12 protein-coding genes are annotated in these 17,707 nt (G+C 43.2%); 1 reads left to right on the top strand and 11 read right to left on the bottom strand.

Annotated features, from left to right (window positions below):
* Window position 1: 1 nt before the first annotated feature.
* The 10 genes from VIM89_RS01220 to VIM89_RS01175 all read right to left on the bottom strand — a co-directional run bounded on the left by VIM89_RS01220 (window position 2) and on the right by VIM89_RS01175 (window position 16,161).
* Window positions 2-1,600: a putative maltokinase gene (locus VIM89_RS01220; protein ID WP_488154296.1), complete on the bottom strand. Its 1,599-nt coding sequence runs from the start codon at window positions 1,598-1,600 to the stop codon at window positions 2-4.
* A gap of 10 nt (window positions 1,601-1,610) precedes the next feature.
* Window positions 1,611-3,554, bottom strand: a complete 1,944-nt coding sequence (locus VIM89_RS01215) for an alpha-1,4-glucan--maltose-1-phosphate maltosyltransferase (protein WP_488154295.1) — start codon at window positions 3,552-3,554, stop codon at window positions 1,611-1,613.
* Between the two features lie 116 nt (window positions 3,555-3,670).
* The gene (locus VIM89_RS01210) at window positions 3,671-6,127 is read right to left on the bottom strand and encodes a glycoside hydrolase family 31 protein (protein WP_488154294.1); all 2,457 of its coding nucleotides are present in this window, start codon (window positions 6,125-6,127) and stop codon (window positions 3,671-3,673) included.
* A 110-nt stretch (window positions 6,128-6,237) separates the two neighbouring features.
* The gene (locus tag VIM89_RS01205; protein WP_488154293.1) at window positions 6,238-7,563 is read right to left on the bottom strand and encodes an MFS transporter; all 1,326 of its coding nucleotides are present in this window, start codon (window positions 7,561-7,563) and stop codon (window positions 6,238-6,240) included.
* 114 nt (window positions 7,564-7,677) lie between these two features.
* Window positions 7,678-9,396, bottom strand: coding sequence for an alpha-amylase family protein (locus VIM89_RS01200; protein WP_488154292.1), 1,719 nt, complete (start codon window positions 9,394-9,396; stop codon window positions 7,678-7,680).
* Window positions 9,397-9,400: 4 nt separating this feature from the next.
* Entirely contained in the window at window positions 9,401-11,737 is a 2,337-nt protein-coding gene (locus tag VIM89_RS01195) for a glycoside hydrolase family 65 protein (RefSeq protein WP_488154291.1), read from the bottom strand.
* A gap of 190 nt (window positions 11,738-11,927) precedes the next feature.
* The gene (gene pgmB / locus VIM89_RS01190; RefSeq protein WP_488154290.1) at window positions 11,928-12,578 is read right to left on the bottom strand and encodes a beta-phosphoglucomutase; all 651 of its coding nucleotides are present in this window, start codon (window positions 12,576-12,578) and stop codon (window positions 11,928-11,930) included.
* 45 nt (window positions 12,579-12,623) lie between these two features.
* A complete protein-coding gene (locus tag VIM89_RS01185; protein ID WP_488154289.1) occupies window positions 12,624-14,486 on the bottom strand; it encodes a glycoside hydrolase family 13 protein in 1,863 nt (620 codons plus the stop codon).
* A 281-nt stretch (window positions 14,487-14,767) separates the two neighbouring features.
* Window positions 14,768-15,514 carry an SDR family oxidoreductase gene (locus VIM89_RS01180; protein WP_488154288.1) on the bottom strand — a complete coding sequence of 249 codons (747 nt, stop codon included), beginning with the start codon at window positions 15,512-15,514 and terminating at the stop codon, window positions 14,768-14,770.
* Between the two features lie 74 nt (window positions 15,515-15,588).
* Window positions 15,589-16,161 carry a Crp/Fnr family transcriptional regulator gene (locus VIM89_RS01175; RefSeq protein WP_488154287.1) on the bottom strand — a complete coding sequence of 191 codons (573 nt, stop codon included), beginning with the start codon at window positions 16,159-16,161 and terminating at the stop codon, window positions 15,589-15,591.
* A 73-nt stretch (window positions 16,162-16,234) separates the two neighbouring features.
* Here VIM89_RS01175 and VIM89_RS01170 point away from each other — a divergent pair, with 73 nt between their 5' ends.
* Entirely contained in the window at window positions 16,235-16,588 is a 354-nt protein-coding gene (locus VIM89_RS01170; protein WP_488154286.1) for a VOC family protein, read from the top strand.
* Window positions 16,589-16,676: 88 nt separating this feature from the next.
* On the opposite strand, the gene VIM89_RS01165 is transcribed toward VIM89_RS01170, so the two are convergent.
* Window positions 16,677-17,657, bottom strand: coding sequence for a phytanoyl-CoA dioxygenase family protein (locus VIM89_RS01165; protein ID WP_488154285.1), 981 nt, complete (start codon window positions 17,655-17,657; stop codon window positions 16,677-16,679).
* Window positions 17,658-17,707 lie beyond the last annotated feature (50 nt).

The raw sequence follows: 17,707 nt of genomic DNA, 5'->3' as shown, positions 1-17,707 counted from the left end.
TTTAACTGTTAAACTTTTCTATTTCTAATAATACTTGCTGAATACCTTTAAGCGGTATCCTCACCCAATCCGGCCTTCCGTTCAACTCATAACCCAACTCGTAAACCGCCTTCTCCAACAAATGCAGCTGCAACAAAAAATTCATTTCGTTGCGGTTACCAAATATAGCAGATATATCGCCCATTGTATGCAAATAAGCATCGACATAAGCGTCGGTGATCAGCTTATACCAGCGGTCTGTCGATTTTTGCAAACGCTGTGGATCGACAGCCTTGGTTTCACTGCTAAAATACAATTTGGCGCACACTGCATAATGGAACGAACGTATCATACCCGCAACATCCTTTAACGGCGAATGTTTTATTTTGCGGTCGGTAATTGAACTTTCCGGCTCTCCTTCAAAATCGATGATCAGGTAATCTGTTCCGGTATAAAGCACCTGGCCCAGGTGGTAATCGCCATGAATGCGGATGCGCTGCGATTTAAGATCGCCACCAGCTATCTTATCAAAGAAATGCCGGATGACCTTTTCACTTTTGATAAATTCATCGGCAAGGGCTTTTGAATTCTTATCCAGTCTGGCGTAGTTTTCTTTCAGTAGGTTGATGCGTTTATGCACCAACTTATTCAGATGTTCCTGCAGCCATGTTACGTAGGTATCGTCATATTTCTCCGGCTTAAAGTCTTTATTCTTTTTGTCTGCCAACAAAGCCAAATGCATTTCGGCTGTGCGTTTACCGAGCAATTCAACCTTTTCAAACACCTGGTCCTGTATACCAAATATCTTATCTACAAACATGTACAGAAAGTTATTCAGATCATCTCCCGTAGCAACCCAGCTGTCAGATTTGCTGGCGACCTTTTGCATCATTAGTCCAAGCGTAACAGGCGGTGTGTCAGGTCGCTCGTAGATGACACTGCCGCAAAAAGCTGGGATATTTTTAAAGCCGCCGGTTTCGGTCAAAAACTGAAGCATCTCTACTTCAGGGTTGATCTCCCGGAAAAGTTTCCTGTAGAATTTGAAGAAATATTTATTGCCGAATATGAGCGAGGAATTACTTTGCTCCAGATCGGGAATGATGCAGAGATAGCACATATCCTCGTCAGTAGCTGCAAGGCCTTTTCCTTTATGATAAGCCAGGTGACCGTTATCCTGCTTCACAACAGCATTATTCCAGATGCTTCTGTACAATTCAGACTGAAAACGAAAATCATAAACTGCATCGATCAGCCAGCCTGATTTTTCATCAACAGTCGCTTTTACTATAAATGCTTTGGGGTTGATCTGGTTTAATAATTCATAGTCATCCGCCACAAAAGAAATTGGCATGCCATATTTTTCTTCGTCGCCATAGGTATAACCGACGTGAATAATGACCAGATATGCTGTTCCGCCCTCCATGGGCATGTTCAGCATTTGTTGGATTTTGAGGAATTTGATCATGCGGGCCTTACCGGCGAACCAGCGGCATTTGCGCATGTATTCGTAAAGCACATTTTCTTCCAGCCAGGAAATGGCTTTTTTATCTAAGGCAAATTGTGTCCAGGGCTTTTTCAGCGTTACCGAGGTGGTTTTCTCTATCACATCTATTTGGCCCATGTCTATAAATTTACACTTCTATCCTGAATAAATGAACAGGTAAATCCCAGGGCTCCAGCTGCACATAGTTCCACTCCTGGTTCCATGTGTAAGTGTTGCCGGTCAGCGCATCAAACACATGGAATTCGTCGCCGGGATTTAAGCCGAGATCGTATAGAGGCACCTGCACATGCCCAAATTGTTTGTTGTGTGGATCGAGCTTTACTATACACAGGATACAATTATCGCCTGTCTTCTTGTAATAAGCCAGCATGTGATCGTTATCGATCGAACACCAACGGATATTATTGGTGTTTTGTAGAGCAGGATTCACTTTACGGGCGGCATTTACTTTGGTAATGACTTCTGTCAGCCTGTTTCGCTTACCCCAATCCCAATGACGGACTTCGTATTTCTCTGAATTCAGGTATTCTTCCTTGCCGGGATATGGGTCGTGGTATAACAGTTCATACACCGGCCCGAATATGCCATAGTTGGATGACAGCGTTGCCGCCATAAAGTAGCGGATGATAAAGGCATTTTCATTCCCATCCTGCAAATAGTATGGATTGATATCATGAGTATTGGGCCAGAAATTCGGGCGGTAATAATCCTTCATTTCCGACTGCGTAAGTTCATTCATATAATCGATGATCTCGTGCTTTTGCGTACGCCACACAAAATAGGTGTACGACTGGGTGTAGCCTAACTTCGCCAGGTGTTTCATCACCTTTGGCTTGGTAAAGGCTTCCGCAAGGAAAATGGTATCCGGATATTTCTTTTGAACCTCGGCAATACACCATTCCCAGAAATTGAAAGATTTCGTATGCGGATTATCCACCCTGAAAATGCGGATGTCCTGCTCGCACCAATATTCCAGTATGCTTTTCAGTTCGTTCCAAAGATTTTGCCAGTCGTCATTTTCAAAATTGATCGGCAATATATCCTGGTATTTTTTGGGTGGATTTTCAGCGTATTGCACCGTACCGTCAGGACGCCATTTAAACCAGGCCGGATGCTCCTTAACATAAGGGTGATCTGGCGAGCATTGTATGGCAAAATCCATTGCCACTTCCAAACCATGTGAAGCGGCTTCTTTTATGAGATGTTTAAAGTCTTCTAAAGTGCCGAGTTTCTTCAATATATCCTTATGCCCGCCTTCTTTTGATCCGATAGCATAAGGCACGCCATCATCGCTCGGCAAGGCATTCACTGTATTGTTTTTCCCTTTCCTAAAAGTTTTCCCTATCGGATGTATGGGCGGAAAATACAGCACATCAAAACCCATTTCGGCAATCCTTGGCAGCAATAACTCACAATCTTTAAAAGTGCCGTGTTTACCTTTTACAGGAGATGCTGAGCGTGGGAAGAAACAATACCAACTGCTAAAGCCAGCTTTTTCACGGTCAACAAAAACCCGCAGGTCGCGCTCATAAACTGTGGCGTTGGTCAGATCAGGGTATAGATTGATGAAGAAATGGATATCTTTTCCTAATATTGCATTTACCGCTAAATCGTATTGTGATTCATCGCGCAGCATTTCGATCATTTTCGTGATCTGTTTCTGATCGGCTGTACTGGCTTGCGGCAGCATAGCTTCCAAAAAGTTAGCGCCGATCAATAGCTCAACACCCATATGCTGGGCATCCTGGTATTTTTTTAGAAAGCCTTCGTGCCAGGTCTGCGCATGATCGACCCAACCTGTAACTTTATAATGATAAAACCCTGTTTGCGGTAAATAAAACACCCCTTGCCAGCGGTCGTTCCAGGTTGGGTGCATAGCCGTGTTGGACCATTTCTCTTCACCCTCGTGTTTGTATAATATCCTTCCCCGCACATGATCGTGCCCATCGGTAAAAATATCTGCTTCTACCGTTAGCATATCACCCTTAACTTTTTTGATGTAATAGCGGCCCGCGTCAATTTCAGGCGTTACATGTTCAACAATAACTCTTTGCAAGCCTTGTTTCGTCATTAGCGGGAAGTTAGGTCTGGTTAAAAAATTGGTCTTGGTATAAATTTATCATATAATTACCCGAAGTGCAAATAAATGGGCATTTAATGGGCACTCCGGGTAATATTTTACGCTTATTAGCTGATTACCAGCTGCGTAAAGTTTTTCCTCAACTTCAGTTGGATGGATTTATCCGCTGCGATCACAAAATCCTTCACATCATTGTTGTCTGCGATCACACGTGTAGGTTTAAACGGTAAGCCAATAATGTTCAGATGATAATTCTCGTAGCGTGGTGTATACAGGCCTTCCATACTTTGCTGTATGGTCATCTTATTATCTCTGCCTTTCACCACAAATTTCTTTTCAAGATAGATATCCTGCTCGTAAGCAAAGGTTTCACCGTAGTCTTCAAAAATGAATGAGTTTACTTCGGTATCGGTGAAATAAACATTCATTTTCACTTCGTCTATTTCCTTTTCGCCAACGTATTGCATCACAGGATATTCAGGGATAATCGAACCCGCTTTTACAAAAACAGGGATAGTATCTAATGGTGTAAGTACCACAATCTCTTTTCCGCCTTCAACTAATTCGTGCGTCCAGAAATCATACCATTTACCTTTTGGCAGGTATACTTTGCGCGTTTTTTGTCCTGGTTCTAAAACAGGACATATTAATATCTTATCACCATACGTAAACTCATCCTGGCGGTATTGGTTACCGGGCTCATGCTGTTCCTGCAATACCACCGGCCTGATGATCGGGAAGCCATAACGGTGATGCTCCCAAAACGCCGAATAAAAGTATGGCAGCAAGCGATAACGCAGCTCAATAAACTTACGATTGATGGCAGTATATGGCTCGCCAAAGCTCCATGGCTCACGCTCCTTCGTATCACCCGCAGAGTGTGCGCGCATAAATGGCGAGAAAGTTCCCATTTGTATCCATCGAGTAAACAACTCACCATCAGGCTCGCCGCTGAAACCGCCTATGTCTGTACCGCAGAATGAGATTCCCGATACAGAAAGTCGCTGTATCTGGATATTACCTAGTTTTAAATGCTCCCATGACGCCACGTTATCCCCTGTCCATACAGACGAGAAACGCTGTACCCCTGAATAACCAGCACGGGTTATGGTAAACGGACGTTTATTCTTCAACAGCTTGCGCAAGCCTTCGTAGGTTGCACGAACCATCTGCATACCATAAACATTGTGTGCCTTACGGTGCGATCCGCGGTATCCATCATACTGATGGCGCACATCATCCGGGAAAGTGCCATTACCAAATACGGCAGGCTCGTTCATATCGTTCCAAACACCGGCTACGCCCAATTGTACCAGCTCATCAAACAATCCACCCCACCACTCTCTCACTTCAGGATTGGTAAAATCAGGGAACTGGCAGCGGCCCGGCCATACGTGACCTTCCATAAAGTAATCGTCGCAGCGACGACAGAAATATCGTTTTTCCTTTCCTTCTTTGAATACCCAATAGTTATCATCAACACGGATACCCGGATCGATTATAACCACTGTTTTAAAGCCCTGCTCTGATAGTTCCTTGATCATTTTCTTAGGATCAGGGAAGTATTTGCGGTTCCAGGTAAAACAACGGTAGCCGTCCATGTAATCAATATCGAGATAGATACCGTCGCAAGGTATTTTTTGTTCACGGAAGGTTTTGGTCACCATCCGCACTTTTGATTCCGGATAATAGCTCCAGCGGCATTGGTGATAACCCAAAGCCCACATCGGTGGCATAGGATGCGTGCCGGTAATTGTATTATAACGTTTTACCACATCCATCATATGCGGACCGTGGATATAATAATATTGTAATTCCCCACCTTCGGCCCAGAAACTTGTTTTGGTTGGATCCTCAGCGCCGAAGTCGAACTCCGCTTTAAATGTATTGTCGAAGAAAATACCGTGAGCAATTCCTTTGTTCAAGCTGATATAAAAAGGTATAGAGCGATATAAAGGATCCTGATTCCATGCAAACGAATAAGCATCTGTATTCCAGTTTTTTAACCGCTTACCTCTCAAGTTAAACTCTGTAGCTTTATCACCTAATCCAAAGAAGCTTTCTTCGGCCTGGCACTCTTTTGTACAATATACATAGTAACCACCAAATTTGATATTTTCCTCCCAGTGCATTTGTACTGCATCTGCACTGGTTACATGGTTCTGGTTATCTGAAAATGATATGAAAAAGTCTTTTTTGCGGACGTGGCAGTTTACAATATTAGTGTATACCACGTATTCAGTCTCTTCTTCGCGTAATCCAAAAAGCGATACCTTGTTTTCCAGTTTTGGTACGGCGTAGGAGAACTCATCCAAAAAAACACTGTGAGGGGCTAACCTTACTCTAATAATTTCATCGGTAACTACGGTAACTTCTACTTTTGCGTCACCATCAGTAAAAAAGAATTTATTTCCTTTTTGAACGGCACCGGTTGGTGCGCCCAAATATTTTTTAACAATTGGTTTTAGTCCGGTAACCGGGTTGTTGACGTGGTGAAATTCTTCTTCCTCTTCAACCGGTTTGGTGGGTAGTACTTCGGGGTTTAATGTATTCTTATCTTCCATTCAAATATCGTCTCGTCTGCAAATATGTTGGTTGTGTTACTTATACGCAATATAATAATCGACGTTTATAAACAAAGCACAAAGATGAATTTAAGTGTCGATATAACAAATTATTCATCTTTCTCATTGACCCTCAGGGCCAACAGCGCTGCCAGTATCATCATGCAGCCACCAATTTCAACGGCCAGCAGGCGGTTATTGTTTAATAAATGTGCCATGATCCAGCCAAAAAATAACGACGCAATGATCTCCGGTAGTACAATAAAGAAATTAAAAATACCCATGTAAATGCCTACCTTATTCTCAGGCAAACAGCCGCCAAGCATGGCATACGGCATGGAAAGAATGCTTGCCCACGCTATCCCCACACCCGTCATTGACACAAAAAGCATATTGGGTGTGTGAATAAAAGCTACAGATATTAAACCTGCAGCACCGCAAAGCAGGCAGACCATGTGCGTATATTTCCGGCCTATTTTATTGGCTATCAAGGGTAAAAAGAAGGCAAATACAAACGTTACTACATTATAGTATCCAAGGGTCAGCCCGGCAAATTCTATTCCTTTGGTATATAGATCGTCCTTTTCGCTCAATGCACCAAATACATTACGGGCCACTGCCGGTGAATAATAAAACCACATCAAGAACAGGCCCGGCCAGGTAAAAAACTGCATGATGGCAAGTTTCCGCATCCTGTTAGGCATAGTGCGGATAGCGTGAAAAATTTCACCCGCGCCACCACCAAAGCCCTTTTTCTCTTCACGCTTTTTTTGACGTTCACTAATATCTGCGGGGGGGTATTCTGTACTGGTGATGATCGTATACAAAACAGCGGTGATAAACGCCACAGCACCAATGTAAAACGAATATCTTACTGTTGCGGGAATATTTGCCCCATCGATCAGTTTGTTGGACACATGAAACCAATTGGCCATCATCCATGGCAGAATTGATGCCACTACCGACCCCAAACCAATAAACACACTCTGCATAGAGAAGCCTTGTGTACGCTGATCATCGGGCAGTTTATCGGTAATGAAGGCGCGGAACGGCTCCATGCTCACGTTGATAGAAGTATCCAGTATCCAAAGAACACCGGCTGCCATCCACAGTGTAGATGATTGCGGCATTAAAAAGAGACAAATAGTACTCAAAATAGCTCCTACCAGAAAATACGGACGCCTGCGGCCCAATGTTTTATGCCAGGTGTGATCGCTGAAATAACCAATTATCGGCTGAACAATAAGTCCCGTCAAAGGTGCTGCAAGGAATAAAAACGGGATTTTATCGGGTTTGGCTCCAAGGTATTCGTAAATGGCACTCATATTGGCCATTTGCAATGCCCAGCCAAACTGGATGCCCAAAAAACCAAAGCTCATGTTCCATATCTGCCAAAAGCTTAGCCTCGGTTTATGGGTCATACTTACTGTCGTCATAATTGGATTTTGGTTTATGTTGTTTGGTTTATTCGTTCACTGGTTCATTAGTTCATTGGTGCTTAGCAATTCGTTATTTTTACTAATGAACTATTGAACTAATGAACGTCTCAATCAAAATTGCAATAACATCCCGCTCATAGCAGGCAGGCTTATATTTACGCCGTTGGCAATATTATCTGTTGCGAACTTTGCGCTACTCATCAGGTCTGCAAACTCAGCTTTTCCGCTTATTTGCAGCTTGGAGAGCAGGTCGGCAGGAAGCTGTATTTGTATCCTGCGTTCGTCACGGTTAAAATTGGTTATCACTAATATACGTTGTTTATCCGTATATCGAAGGAAGATGTATAATCTCTGGTCAAAGCCCGGTTGGTGTTCATTGGCCACCATTAACTCCCAGAACTCACCGGTGTGCAGTGCTTCGTTATCACGAACAACATTCAGCAGCTTGCTGTAAAAGTTTCTCAATAGCTTTTGGTCGTCGGACAATTGCCCACCATCCCAGTTGCCATTGTTCAACCATTTCTGATGTTCAGGCACACCCCAGTAATCGAATATGCTGGTTCGACCGTCGTTACTGCTAAAGCCTTCGGCACCTAACGCGGGCTCTCCTACTTCCTGACCAAAATAGATCATCACCGGTCCACGGTGCAGTGTAGCAGTAATAATCATTCCCGGCACAGCCAGCCACGGATTTGCTGCAAAATCAGGTGACGCAATGCGCTGTTCATCATGGTTCTCCATAAAACGAAGCATGTGCACATCGATATTTTTGCATTCGTTATTCCAAATCGAGTTGATATCCCAGGTTGACGCACCGTATTCGTTACGAGTTAAGCGTTTGATGGAATCATAGAGCCCAACCTTGTCATATAAATAATCGAATTTACCGTTATAGATATAGTCGTGATATTTGCCCCGGTCATAAGCCTCGCCAATGAAGATTAATTCAGGATAATCGGCTTTTACTTTAGGGATGATCCACCCCCAAAACTCAAACGGCACCATTTCCACCATATCGCAGCGGAAACCATCGATACCTTTTGCGGCCCAAAACTTCAGGATATCAAGCATTTTATTCCACAGCGGCGGAATTGGATCGAAATGTTTTTGGTAGTCATTTTGGTAATCAACACCATAATTCAGCTTAACTGTCTCGAACCAATCATTGATAGACGGCCATGCACTGAACACATCATTGCCGGTTGCTTTGGCCGGGTCTTCACCAAAATGGCTATCCTTTAATGGACTTTTAAATTCGTCCCCCCCGGCAACATATCCCTGCGGAACAACAAACGCCTGCCCCGGTGTATAATAGAAATCATTCTTTGGATCGAACGATTTGCTTTTATCATCATCTTCTCCAAAATCACGAACGCTAGCAGGTTTCGCATCCGAGGCATAAGTACGCGCCACGTGATTAGGCACAAAATCCATGATCACTTTTAATCCATTCTCACGTGACCTTTTGATCAACGCCTCATATTCCTTCATCCTGTTCGGTACATCAACCGCCAGGTCAGGATCAACATCATAATAATCCTTCACCGCATATGGAGAACCTGCACGGCCTTTCACCACATCCGGATCATCAGGCTTGATACCGAATTGCGAATAATCCGTCATAGTGGCATGTTCTATCACTCCCGTATACCAAACGTGGGTAAAGCCCATCTTTTTTATTTCCTGCAGGGCTTTATCACTGATATCATTAAACTTACCAACGCCATTTTCTTCTATAGAGCCATAGAATTTGTTGGTTTGATTGGTGTTACCGAACAGGCGTGGAAGCAGTTGATATATGGTGAGTTTATTGTCTGGAGATTGATCCATAGGATTATTTCGAGCTATTTGGCTTAGGAACTTCAAGTGTTACTGTTATTGTGTGACGGGTGGTAGTTGTACCGGTCTTAAGTTCAAGTTCACGTCCTTCAATCAGTATCGTCATTTCAGGGCCTGAAAGATGTTCTACCGCTACCTTGTCTTTTTTGACCGTTACTTTTATAGAAGTTCCTCTAAAACCTACTTTAAACGAGAACGATTGCCACTTCTCAGGTAAAAATGGATCAAATGACAATTTTCCATCACGCACCCGCATACCGCCAAAACCTTCTACTACCGATATCCAGGTACCTGCCATTGAAGTGATATGACACCCATCTTCGGTATCGTTGTTATAGTCATCCAGGTCTAAACGTGAAGTACGCAGGTAAAACTCATAAGCTCGAGCTTCATCACCTAACTTGGCAGCAATCACTGCATGTACACAAGGCGACAGTGACGACTCATGCACCGTACGCGGTTCATAAAAATCATAATTACGGCGGATGGTATCGGTATCGTAGTTTTCTTCAAAAAAGTATAATCCCTGCAACACATCGGCTTGTTTGATGAAGCAAGAACGCAGTATTCTGTCCCAGCTCCATTTTTGGTTCAATGGACGATCACTTGCTGGCAGGTCTTTTACCAATATTTGTTCTTTGTCGAGATAACCGTCCTGCTGTAAAAATATTTGCCGTTGCTCGTCATACGGGTAATACATTTTTTCGATAATATCCCTGAATTTTGCGTTCTCTTTTTGTTTGTCGAAGTTGATCTTGGCAACCAAAGCGTCAAACTTAGCCTTATCGACAGACTCCACTTTTTCAGTAACTTCCAAAGCATATTTTATACACCACGCGGCAATGGTGCTGGTGTACCAATTATTGTTGACATTGTTCTCGTACTCATTCGGACCAGTAACCCCCAGCATTACGTATTGCCTCCTTTCTTCCGACCAATTCACCCGCTGTGCCCAGAATCTTGCTATCGCGATCAGTACTTCCAGACCATAATCCACCAAATATTGCTCATCACCGGTATAGCGTACATAATTGAATATAGCATGAGCGATGGCGCCATTACGGTGAATTTCCTCAAAGGTGATCTCCCACTCGTTATGAGATTCGGTACCATCCATCGTTACCATCGGGTAAAGCGCCGCACCGTCCTTAAAGCCTAACAATTTGGCATTCTCAATGGCTTTATCCAACTGTTTGTATCTGTATAAAAGCAAATTACGTGTTACTTTTTGCTCAGCAGTTGCCAGGTAGAATGGAACGCAATAGGCCTCAGTATCCCAATAAGTTGAACCACCGTATTTTTCTCCGGTAAATCCTTTAGGACCAATATTTAAACGGTCATCCTCACCGGTATAAGTTTGATTTAGCTGGAATATATTAAAACGTATCCCCTGCTGCGCTGATGCATCGCCTTCAATAATGATATCGTTATGCTGCCATTTTTTATCCCAGGCTTCCGCTTGCTCGGTCAGCATTTTTTCAAAGCCTTTTGCATTTATAGTTTTTAGCGTCTTTTCAAGTTCTGCTACTAAAGTATCTGCCGGATAATTCTGAGAGGAAAGATTAGCGGCATATTTGGTTAGAGTGATTGCCTGTCCCTGAACTGCATCTAATTTGATCTCGGTCGCTACATATTTCTCTTTCTCTATACTTTGGGTTGACCCTTGCTGAGAAACCGTAAACTTCTGCCCTGTGGCCACTTCAAAGCCAGTTTTTTTAGTCCGCAACTGTACATAACCCCCATCGCTCCAGTTGCCTTTGGTTACCTCGTCCCAGAACTTTTCATCGTAATTGGAATCTTTATTTTTAATGTCACCGTCAATAAATGATGTAATTGTTAACGGACCACTGAAATTTAAAGGAGTAATTGTATAACGGATAACCCCGGTCTCATCATCAACCATGCTGCAAAAGCGGATAGCCTCTACATCCACCTCTTTGCCTTTAGCAGTTTTAGCGTGGAAGATACGTTTCAGGTAACCTTCCTTCATATTCAGCTCTCGTCTGAAATCGGTCACTTCACATTTGGCCAGGTCCAACTGCTCCCCGTCAATCACTATGTCAATACCGATCCAGTTAGCAGCATTCAATACCTTTGCAAAATGCTCCGGGTAGCCATTCTTCCACCAGCCCACGCGGGTTTTATCGGGATAATATACGCCGGCAACGTAATTGCCCTGCAGTGTTTCACCACTATAGGCTTCTTCAAAATTTGCCCGCTGCCCCATACGCCCGTTACCCAGGCTAAAAAGGCTTTCGGATATTAAATTATATTTCGGATCAAATCCCTCTTCTATGATCTTCCACTCATCAATTTTGATATAGTTTTTCATTTGTGTGTTGTCAAATATTATCGTGCTTCTTATTAAACAATGTCATTTCGACGAGCCTGATGGAAGGTGCGTGGCGCGAGGAGAAATCTTATACATCATGCAAAGCGAAAATGCCTGGGCGTATAAGTTTTCTCACCTGCACCCCAACATGGCCACTTCTGCAGGTTCGTGACATAGCTTTTATTAGTTTTTATAATGTTGTTAATTTCTCCACCGTCATTTTATCCAACCCACTCACCACCAGATCAGCTTCGGTGAGTACCTCTGGCGATCCTATCCCTACGGCTTTCATACCACCATTATGTGCTGCTTCTACACCAGCTATTGCATCCTCAAATACCACGCAATTTTCTGGCGGAATGCCTAATTCCTCTGCCCCTTTTAAAAATACTTCAGGGTCTGGTTTAGGTTTGTTTACTTTATTGCCATCGATCACGGCATTAAAAAAATGCGCGATACCTACTTTTTCAAGTATAGTCCCTGAGTTTTTACTGGCTGAGCCTAAAGCGGTTTTCAATCCCGCATCGATGCAGGCTTGCAGAAATTCTTTTGCACCGGGCAATATTTCATCCGGTGTCATTTTGTTGATCATCTCGACATACCAGGTATTTTTCCGGGTGGCTAATTCTTCTTTTTCAGCTTCAGTTTTAGTAACGCCTCCCCATTGCAGGATCAGGTCGAGGGAGCGCATACGGCTTACGCCTTTCAGATTTTCATTTTGCTCTTCGGTTAGGTCAAAACCGAGTTCATTTGCGAGTCGTTTCCAAGCCTTGTAATGGTAAACCGCCGTATCGACGATCACGCCGTCAAGGTCAAAAATACATGCTTTTATAATAGCCATTTTGTTTAGATTATCCGCAGAAAACTGCAGATATAGTTAATTTAATTAGTGTGTGTTATTGGGTATTAATTCCAGCACCAATGCAGCTTTGGCGGGAATGGTTAATTTGGATATCTCCATCACCTGGTCGGTGATCACGTTCCTGGCCTTTAACGCTCCGTCTATGCGCTCAACATAACGTGCAGTTGAAATGGTTTGCTCCTTATCGTGACTGTTATACACTACCATCACCGTTTTTACCTCATCGTACCTGAAATACAAATAAACGCCCTCTTCGGGTACATACTGCATTAATTTTCCGGTTTGTAAAGCGGTGGTATTTTTGCGGTAATTGGCTAGTGTACGCACATAGTTAAAAGCATCATTTTCGGTTTCATTCCGGCCCTCGGCTGTAAATTTATTCACTTTATCATCCGCCCATCCACCGGGGAAATCCTCACGTACCAGCCCATCCGGATTGGAGAAATTTTTCATCAGTATCTCGTCACCATAATACATCTGCGGCACACCACGAAGCGTCATGAGCATAGCCATACCCGATTTGTATTTTGTCATATCTTCACCTACTACTGAGAAAAAACGACTCATATCATGATTGTCAAGGAAGATGGTATTCCTGGTTGGGTCTTTATATAAAAAATCCTGCGCCAGTACGGCATACAAGCGGTTTACTCCATCCGTCCAGCCTTCATTACCATTTAGGGCTTCGTAAATCGCTTCTTTCAATACACCATCTGTTACTCCCGGCAAGTGAGTATCCAGTCCACGGTTTACCGTATTACCTTCCGTAAAAAATGCCTGGTTCGGTACTGACCATACCAGCGTCTCACCAAAAATAGACAGATTCGGAAACTGCTTTCTTACTTCCTTCGCCCAATCTGCCATAAACTGAGGGTCGTTATAAGGATAGGTGTCCAGCCTGAAACCATCTACGCCTGAATACTCCACCCACCAAATGTGGTTCTGAGTCAGGAATCGTTGCACAAACGGGTTACTCTCGTTCATATCTGCCATACGGCGATCAAACCAGCCATCCAGCATTTGCTTACGGTCTGCTTCAGAAGCATGCGGATCCATCACGGCCTGATCCCGGAAATTTGATTTGGTAAACTCGGGCCAGCGGTGCACCCAATCACGCATAGGCATGTCGCGGATGGTATAGCCTTCCGTTCCAGCGTGATTGTGTACTAAATCCATAATCACCTTCAAGCCCATTTTATGGCATTTTTCTACAAATTCCTTATATAATTCATTAGTACCATATCGTGGATCGATCTTATAATGATCGGTAACAGCATACCCATGATACGACGCTTTAGGTTCATCATTCTCAACCACAGGTGTAAGCCAGATGGCTGTAATACCCAAGTCTTTCAAATAATCGAGATGATTGATTATTCCTTGTATATCTCCCCCATGGCGGCTGAACATTGAATCGCGGTGGATACCTTTTTCGCGCATATTGGGAAAAGAATCAGTACTCGGATCACCGTTGGAGAAACGGTCGGGCATGATCAGATAGATCAGATCTTTATTTGTTACACCTTGCGCACGACCGTGTGAATTATCGCGTTTTTTCAGTTCATATTGATAAGTTAAAGTCTTTGCTTTTGCCCTGGTAAAATTTATCGGGAAAGTTCCCGGATGTGCAACAGGAGAAATATGAAGGTCGATAAACAAATAATTGGGGTTATCTACCTTATGTACTTTAACCAGGCTCACACCGTGATAATGCAGCTCAACGCTTCTGTAAGCAATGTCTTTACCATGTACGATCAGCTGCAGATTAGGGTTACTCATCCCTGTCCACCAAAACATTGGTTCAACACGTTCAAGAGCTGGTACTTGTGCAGATATGTGGTAGATCATAGAGAAACAGCAAATGGTAAGTAACAATGACTTTCTCATAATCAGGCTCTTTTAATAACAAGGTACAAGACACCTGGTTACTGCGTCTCAAATTTAATATAAAATAGTTTTACTGATTGAAAAAGTGAAAATGATTGGAAGGGTAAAAACTAGTTGGTTTAGGCTATAAAAAGGTCATGCCGAATTTATTTGGGCACCCTCAGGATATTCACGCATGCTTAATTGCGGTTTGCAAGTAGCCGACGACATACATATCTCACACTGTTATGATGGGATGACCGAAATAAATTCGGCGTGACTTGGTTTTGTTTAGCGTCTACTTACACCAGCACATTACCACCATCCACAACAATCATCTGCCCCGTAGTATAATTCCCCTTCATCAGGAAAAGATAAGCTTCGGCAATATCTTTTGCCTCGCCAACCCTGCCGGTCAGTAGCTTGCTCCCTACTTCATTATACATTGCTTCCCGCTCAGCTTCCGGAATATTATTCCATAGATCGGTCTTCACCATTCCTGCACAAACTGCATTTACCCGGATTGGCGCCAGGTCGATTGCCAAACCTTTGGTAAGTGACTCAATCGCGCCGCCTATGCTTGCTGCTACTGACCAACCTTTCCACGGACGAATGCTAACTATACCATTCGTCAAAATAATAGAACCACCTTTGCGAATGTAAGGATTGCCATGTTTGGCAGCCATCAAAGCGCCCCAATAGCGCACATTAAAAAACTTACGCGAATCTTCGATGTTCACATCGCTGGGGTTACCTATCTGCAAGGTCTCCCCTGCCGAAAAGATCAGGTGATCAAACTCTCCGACTTTTTTGAATAATTCTTCTACTTGCCGTTCATCAGACACGTCAATAGCATAGCCTTGAGTTCCCTCAGGCAATATGCTCAATGCTTTATCTACACTGCTTTGTCTGCTGGATACCACTACCAAATCAGCGTTTTCCGCTGCTGCGGCTTTTGCGGTGGCTAGTCCAAAGCCTGAAGTTCCGCCTATTAAAACTATTCGTTTACCATTTAAACTGCTTTTTGCAAATGTTTCTTTGTCTTTCATGATCTGTTATTTTATTGACAGACAAAGTTCCCCAACTATAACGAGGGCGCATTTAACAAATGGTAAAAAAGGATTTAGCGCATATTTTTTCTGATGCGGCTCAGTGATTGCTGGGTAATCCCCAGGTAAGACGCAATATCACTTAACGATACCCGAAGCGCGATATCAGGCTGACGCATCAGGAAATTGCGGTAACGGGTAGCAGCGTCTTCGCCCAAATAGGAATTGCGCACATTTATTTTTTCTAGCAGGGATTGTGTAGTGATACCTGTGATCAATTCTTTCAGATATGGTAACTTTTCATACAGATCGAACAACTTCTGCTTTTTCAACACCACCAATTCTGCATCACAAGCAGCTTCTATTCCCTCGGGTGCTGGAATATTATTATTAAAACTGTTCAGGATACTACAAAATTGATTTTCTTTCAGGAAGAAATATGTCATCTTACTTCCCTTATCATTTTGGGCAACAATACGTAACACGCCTTTGCATATAAAGAACATTTCACGGCAAATGTGGCCTTCTTCAAACAGCACCTCACCTTCGTTAACTTTGCGAAAACTCACCTCGCTTCTGATAAGTTCGGCATCTTCGTCAGGTATATTTTTAAATAAACGCAGGAAATTGATAAAGGAGTCTATCATGTGATAAAGCTATCGATAATCCTGATAAATCAGTTTTTCATTTTTATCTTCGTACACCAATCAGCAAATCATCATGAAAGCTATATCCATCATCTCTATTCCGGTTACTGACCAGGAAGCCGCGAAACAATTTTACCTGAAACTGGGCTTTAATTTACTGGTCGAAGCGCCCTTCGAAACACAAAAATGGGTTCAAATGGCATTACCGGGACAGGAAGCTGTTTCGATTACTTTAGTTACCTGGTTCCCCCAATTGAAACCGGGAAGTATAACAGGTTTTGTGATCCACATAGATAATATGGATGAAGAAATAAAAGCATTGAACGCCAAAAGAATCGAAGTCGGTAACGTTGACCAAACGCCGTGGGGTAAATTTGCTTCTGTGAAAGATCCGGATGGAAATTCGTGGAGTTTGCATGAGGAATGACACGATTGAGAGATTAAAAGGATTACCATGATTACCTACACTATCAATCATGATAATCCTTTTAATTGAGTAATCGTGTCAATTGTGTTCACCAGCTATCAAGTCCTAACAATTTCCTTCCCAACGGACTCAATTCAGCCACAGGATTTTTCTTTTCGCGTTCCAGCGGGTCACCGGGGAATGCATAGCCTTGCATAGCTTCGCGGCTTTGCCAGCTGTTGATGCGCCATTGACGGAGTTCTTCATTTTCTTCCTGGGCAGGCATCATGGCGATATATTGTGCAATGCGCACTTTATTGCCGCTGGTATTGGCTCGGATTCCATGCGGTTCAAGGCTATTGAATATCAGCAGGTCGCCTGCTTCCAGTTTTACTTTTTCGATATTAAAGCCGGTTGTGTCAGGTTTATAATGATCGCGGTCTTCGGGTTGGGTCAATTTCCAGGTATCGTAAGTGCGGTATAGTTCGGGAATACATTGGAAGCCGCCCATATTTTCGTCGGTCTGATCGGCCAAAGCCAGTACTCCCTGCACATTTTGCGGTTTCGTTTCAGGATCATAATCCCAATGAATAAAGCCTTTGTATTCAAAACCTGGTCTTAACGGAAAGTTCAGATTAGCGCGGTCAATAGTCACCCAAAGTTTGTCCGTTCCCCACACATCGGCAAAAGCATCGTGAACTTTTGGATACTGGCGGTTATCCCACATATATTGGTGATTATAGATCTCAACCATACCGGTATTGTTCAACTCTGACATTTGCATTTGAGCGTTAGGGCGTTTGTACCAGGTTTCAATGTCGTTGGCATCCTTGTCCTCGTACTTCCATAAGTAATCAGCCAGTCGCTCAGCTTGGTCTCTTGGCACGGCATTCTTGATTACTACATAACCATTCTCAATCCAGAATTTCCAGTCGTCTTCACTCAGTACGCGCAGTGATTTACCATTGCTGCGGTCATTCAATTTAAGCTGACTCGATTTTGCGGTCGACGGATTACCGGGAATTTCTTTATGGGCGTTTTCGGGGGTCATAGTTGGCGTCATGGTAGCGGCCATTGTTTTATTTTCCATATTCTGTTTATCTCTTGGTTTATAAATCAAAAGTAGACTGATTATCGAAG

Source organism: Mucilaginibacter sp. (assembly GCF_036568825.1).
Taxonomy (GTDB): Bacteria; Bacteroidota; Bacteroidia; order Sphingobacteriales; family Sphingobacteriaceae; genus Mucilaginibacter.
This window is presented reverse-complemented; position numbering and strand designations above follow the sequence as displayed.

Bases quoted from the DNA above. Each gene is read 5' to 3' on its own strand.
- VIM89_RS01195 (WP_488154291.1), bottom strand. From the start codon at position 11,737: ATGAAAAACTATATCAAAATTGATGAGTGGAAGATCATAGAAGAGGGA.
- VIM89_RS01185 (WP_488154289.1), bottom strand. From the start codon at position 14,486: ATGAGAAAGTCATTGTTACTTACCATTTGCTGTTTCTCTATGATCTAC.
- VIM89_RS01210 (WP_488154294.1), bottom strand. From the start codon at position 6,127: ATGGAAGATAAGAATACATTAAACCCCGAAGTACTACCCACCAAACCG.
- VIM89_RS01180 (WP_488154288.1), bottom strand. From the start codon at position 15,514: ATGAAAGACAAAGAAACATTTGCAAAAAGCAGTTTAAATGGTAAACGA.
- VIM89_RS01165 (WP_488154285.1), bottom strand. From the start codon at position 17,657: ATGGAAAATAAAACAATGGCCGCTACCATGACGCCAACTATGACCCCC.
- VIM89_RS01170 (WP_488154286.1), top strand. From the start codon at position 16,235: ATGAAAGCTATATCCATCATCTCTATTCCGGTTACTGACCAGGAAGCC.
- VIM89_RS01205 (WP_488154293.1), bottom strand. From the start codon at position 7,563: ATGACGACAGTAAGTATGACCCATAAACCGAGGCTAAGCTTTTGGCAG.
- pgmB (WP_488154290.1), bottom strand. From the start codon at position 12,578: ATGGCTATTATAAAAGCATGTATTTTTGACCTTGACGGCGTGATCGTC.
- VIM89_RS01175 (WP_488154287.1), bottom strand. From the start codon at position 16,161: ATGATAGACTCCTTTATCAATTTCCTGCGTTTATTTAAAAATATACCT.
- VIM89_RS01220 (WP_488154296.1), bottom strand. From the start codon at position 1,600: ATGGGCCAAATAGATGTGATAGAGAAAACCACCTCGGTAACGCTGAAA.
- VIM89_RS01200 (WP_488154292.1), bottom strand. From the start codon at position 9,396: ATGGATCAATCTCCAGACAATAAACTCACCATATATCAACTGCTTCCA.
- VIM89_RS01215 (WP_488154295.1), bottom strand. From the start codon at position 3,554: ATGACGAAACAAGGCTTGCAAAGAGTTATTGTTGAACATGTAACGCCT.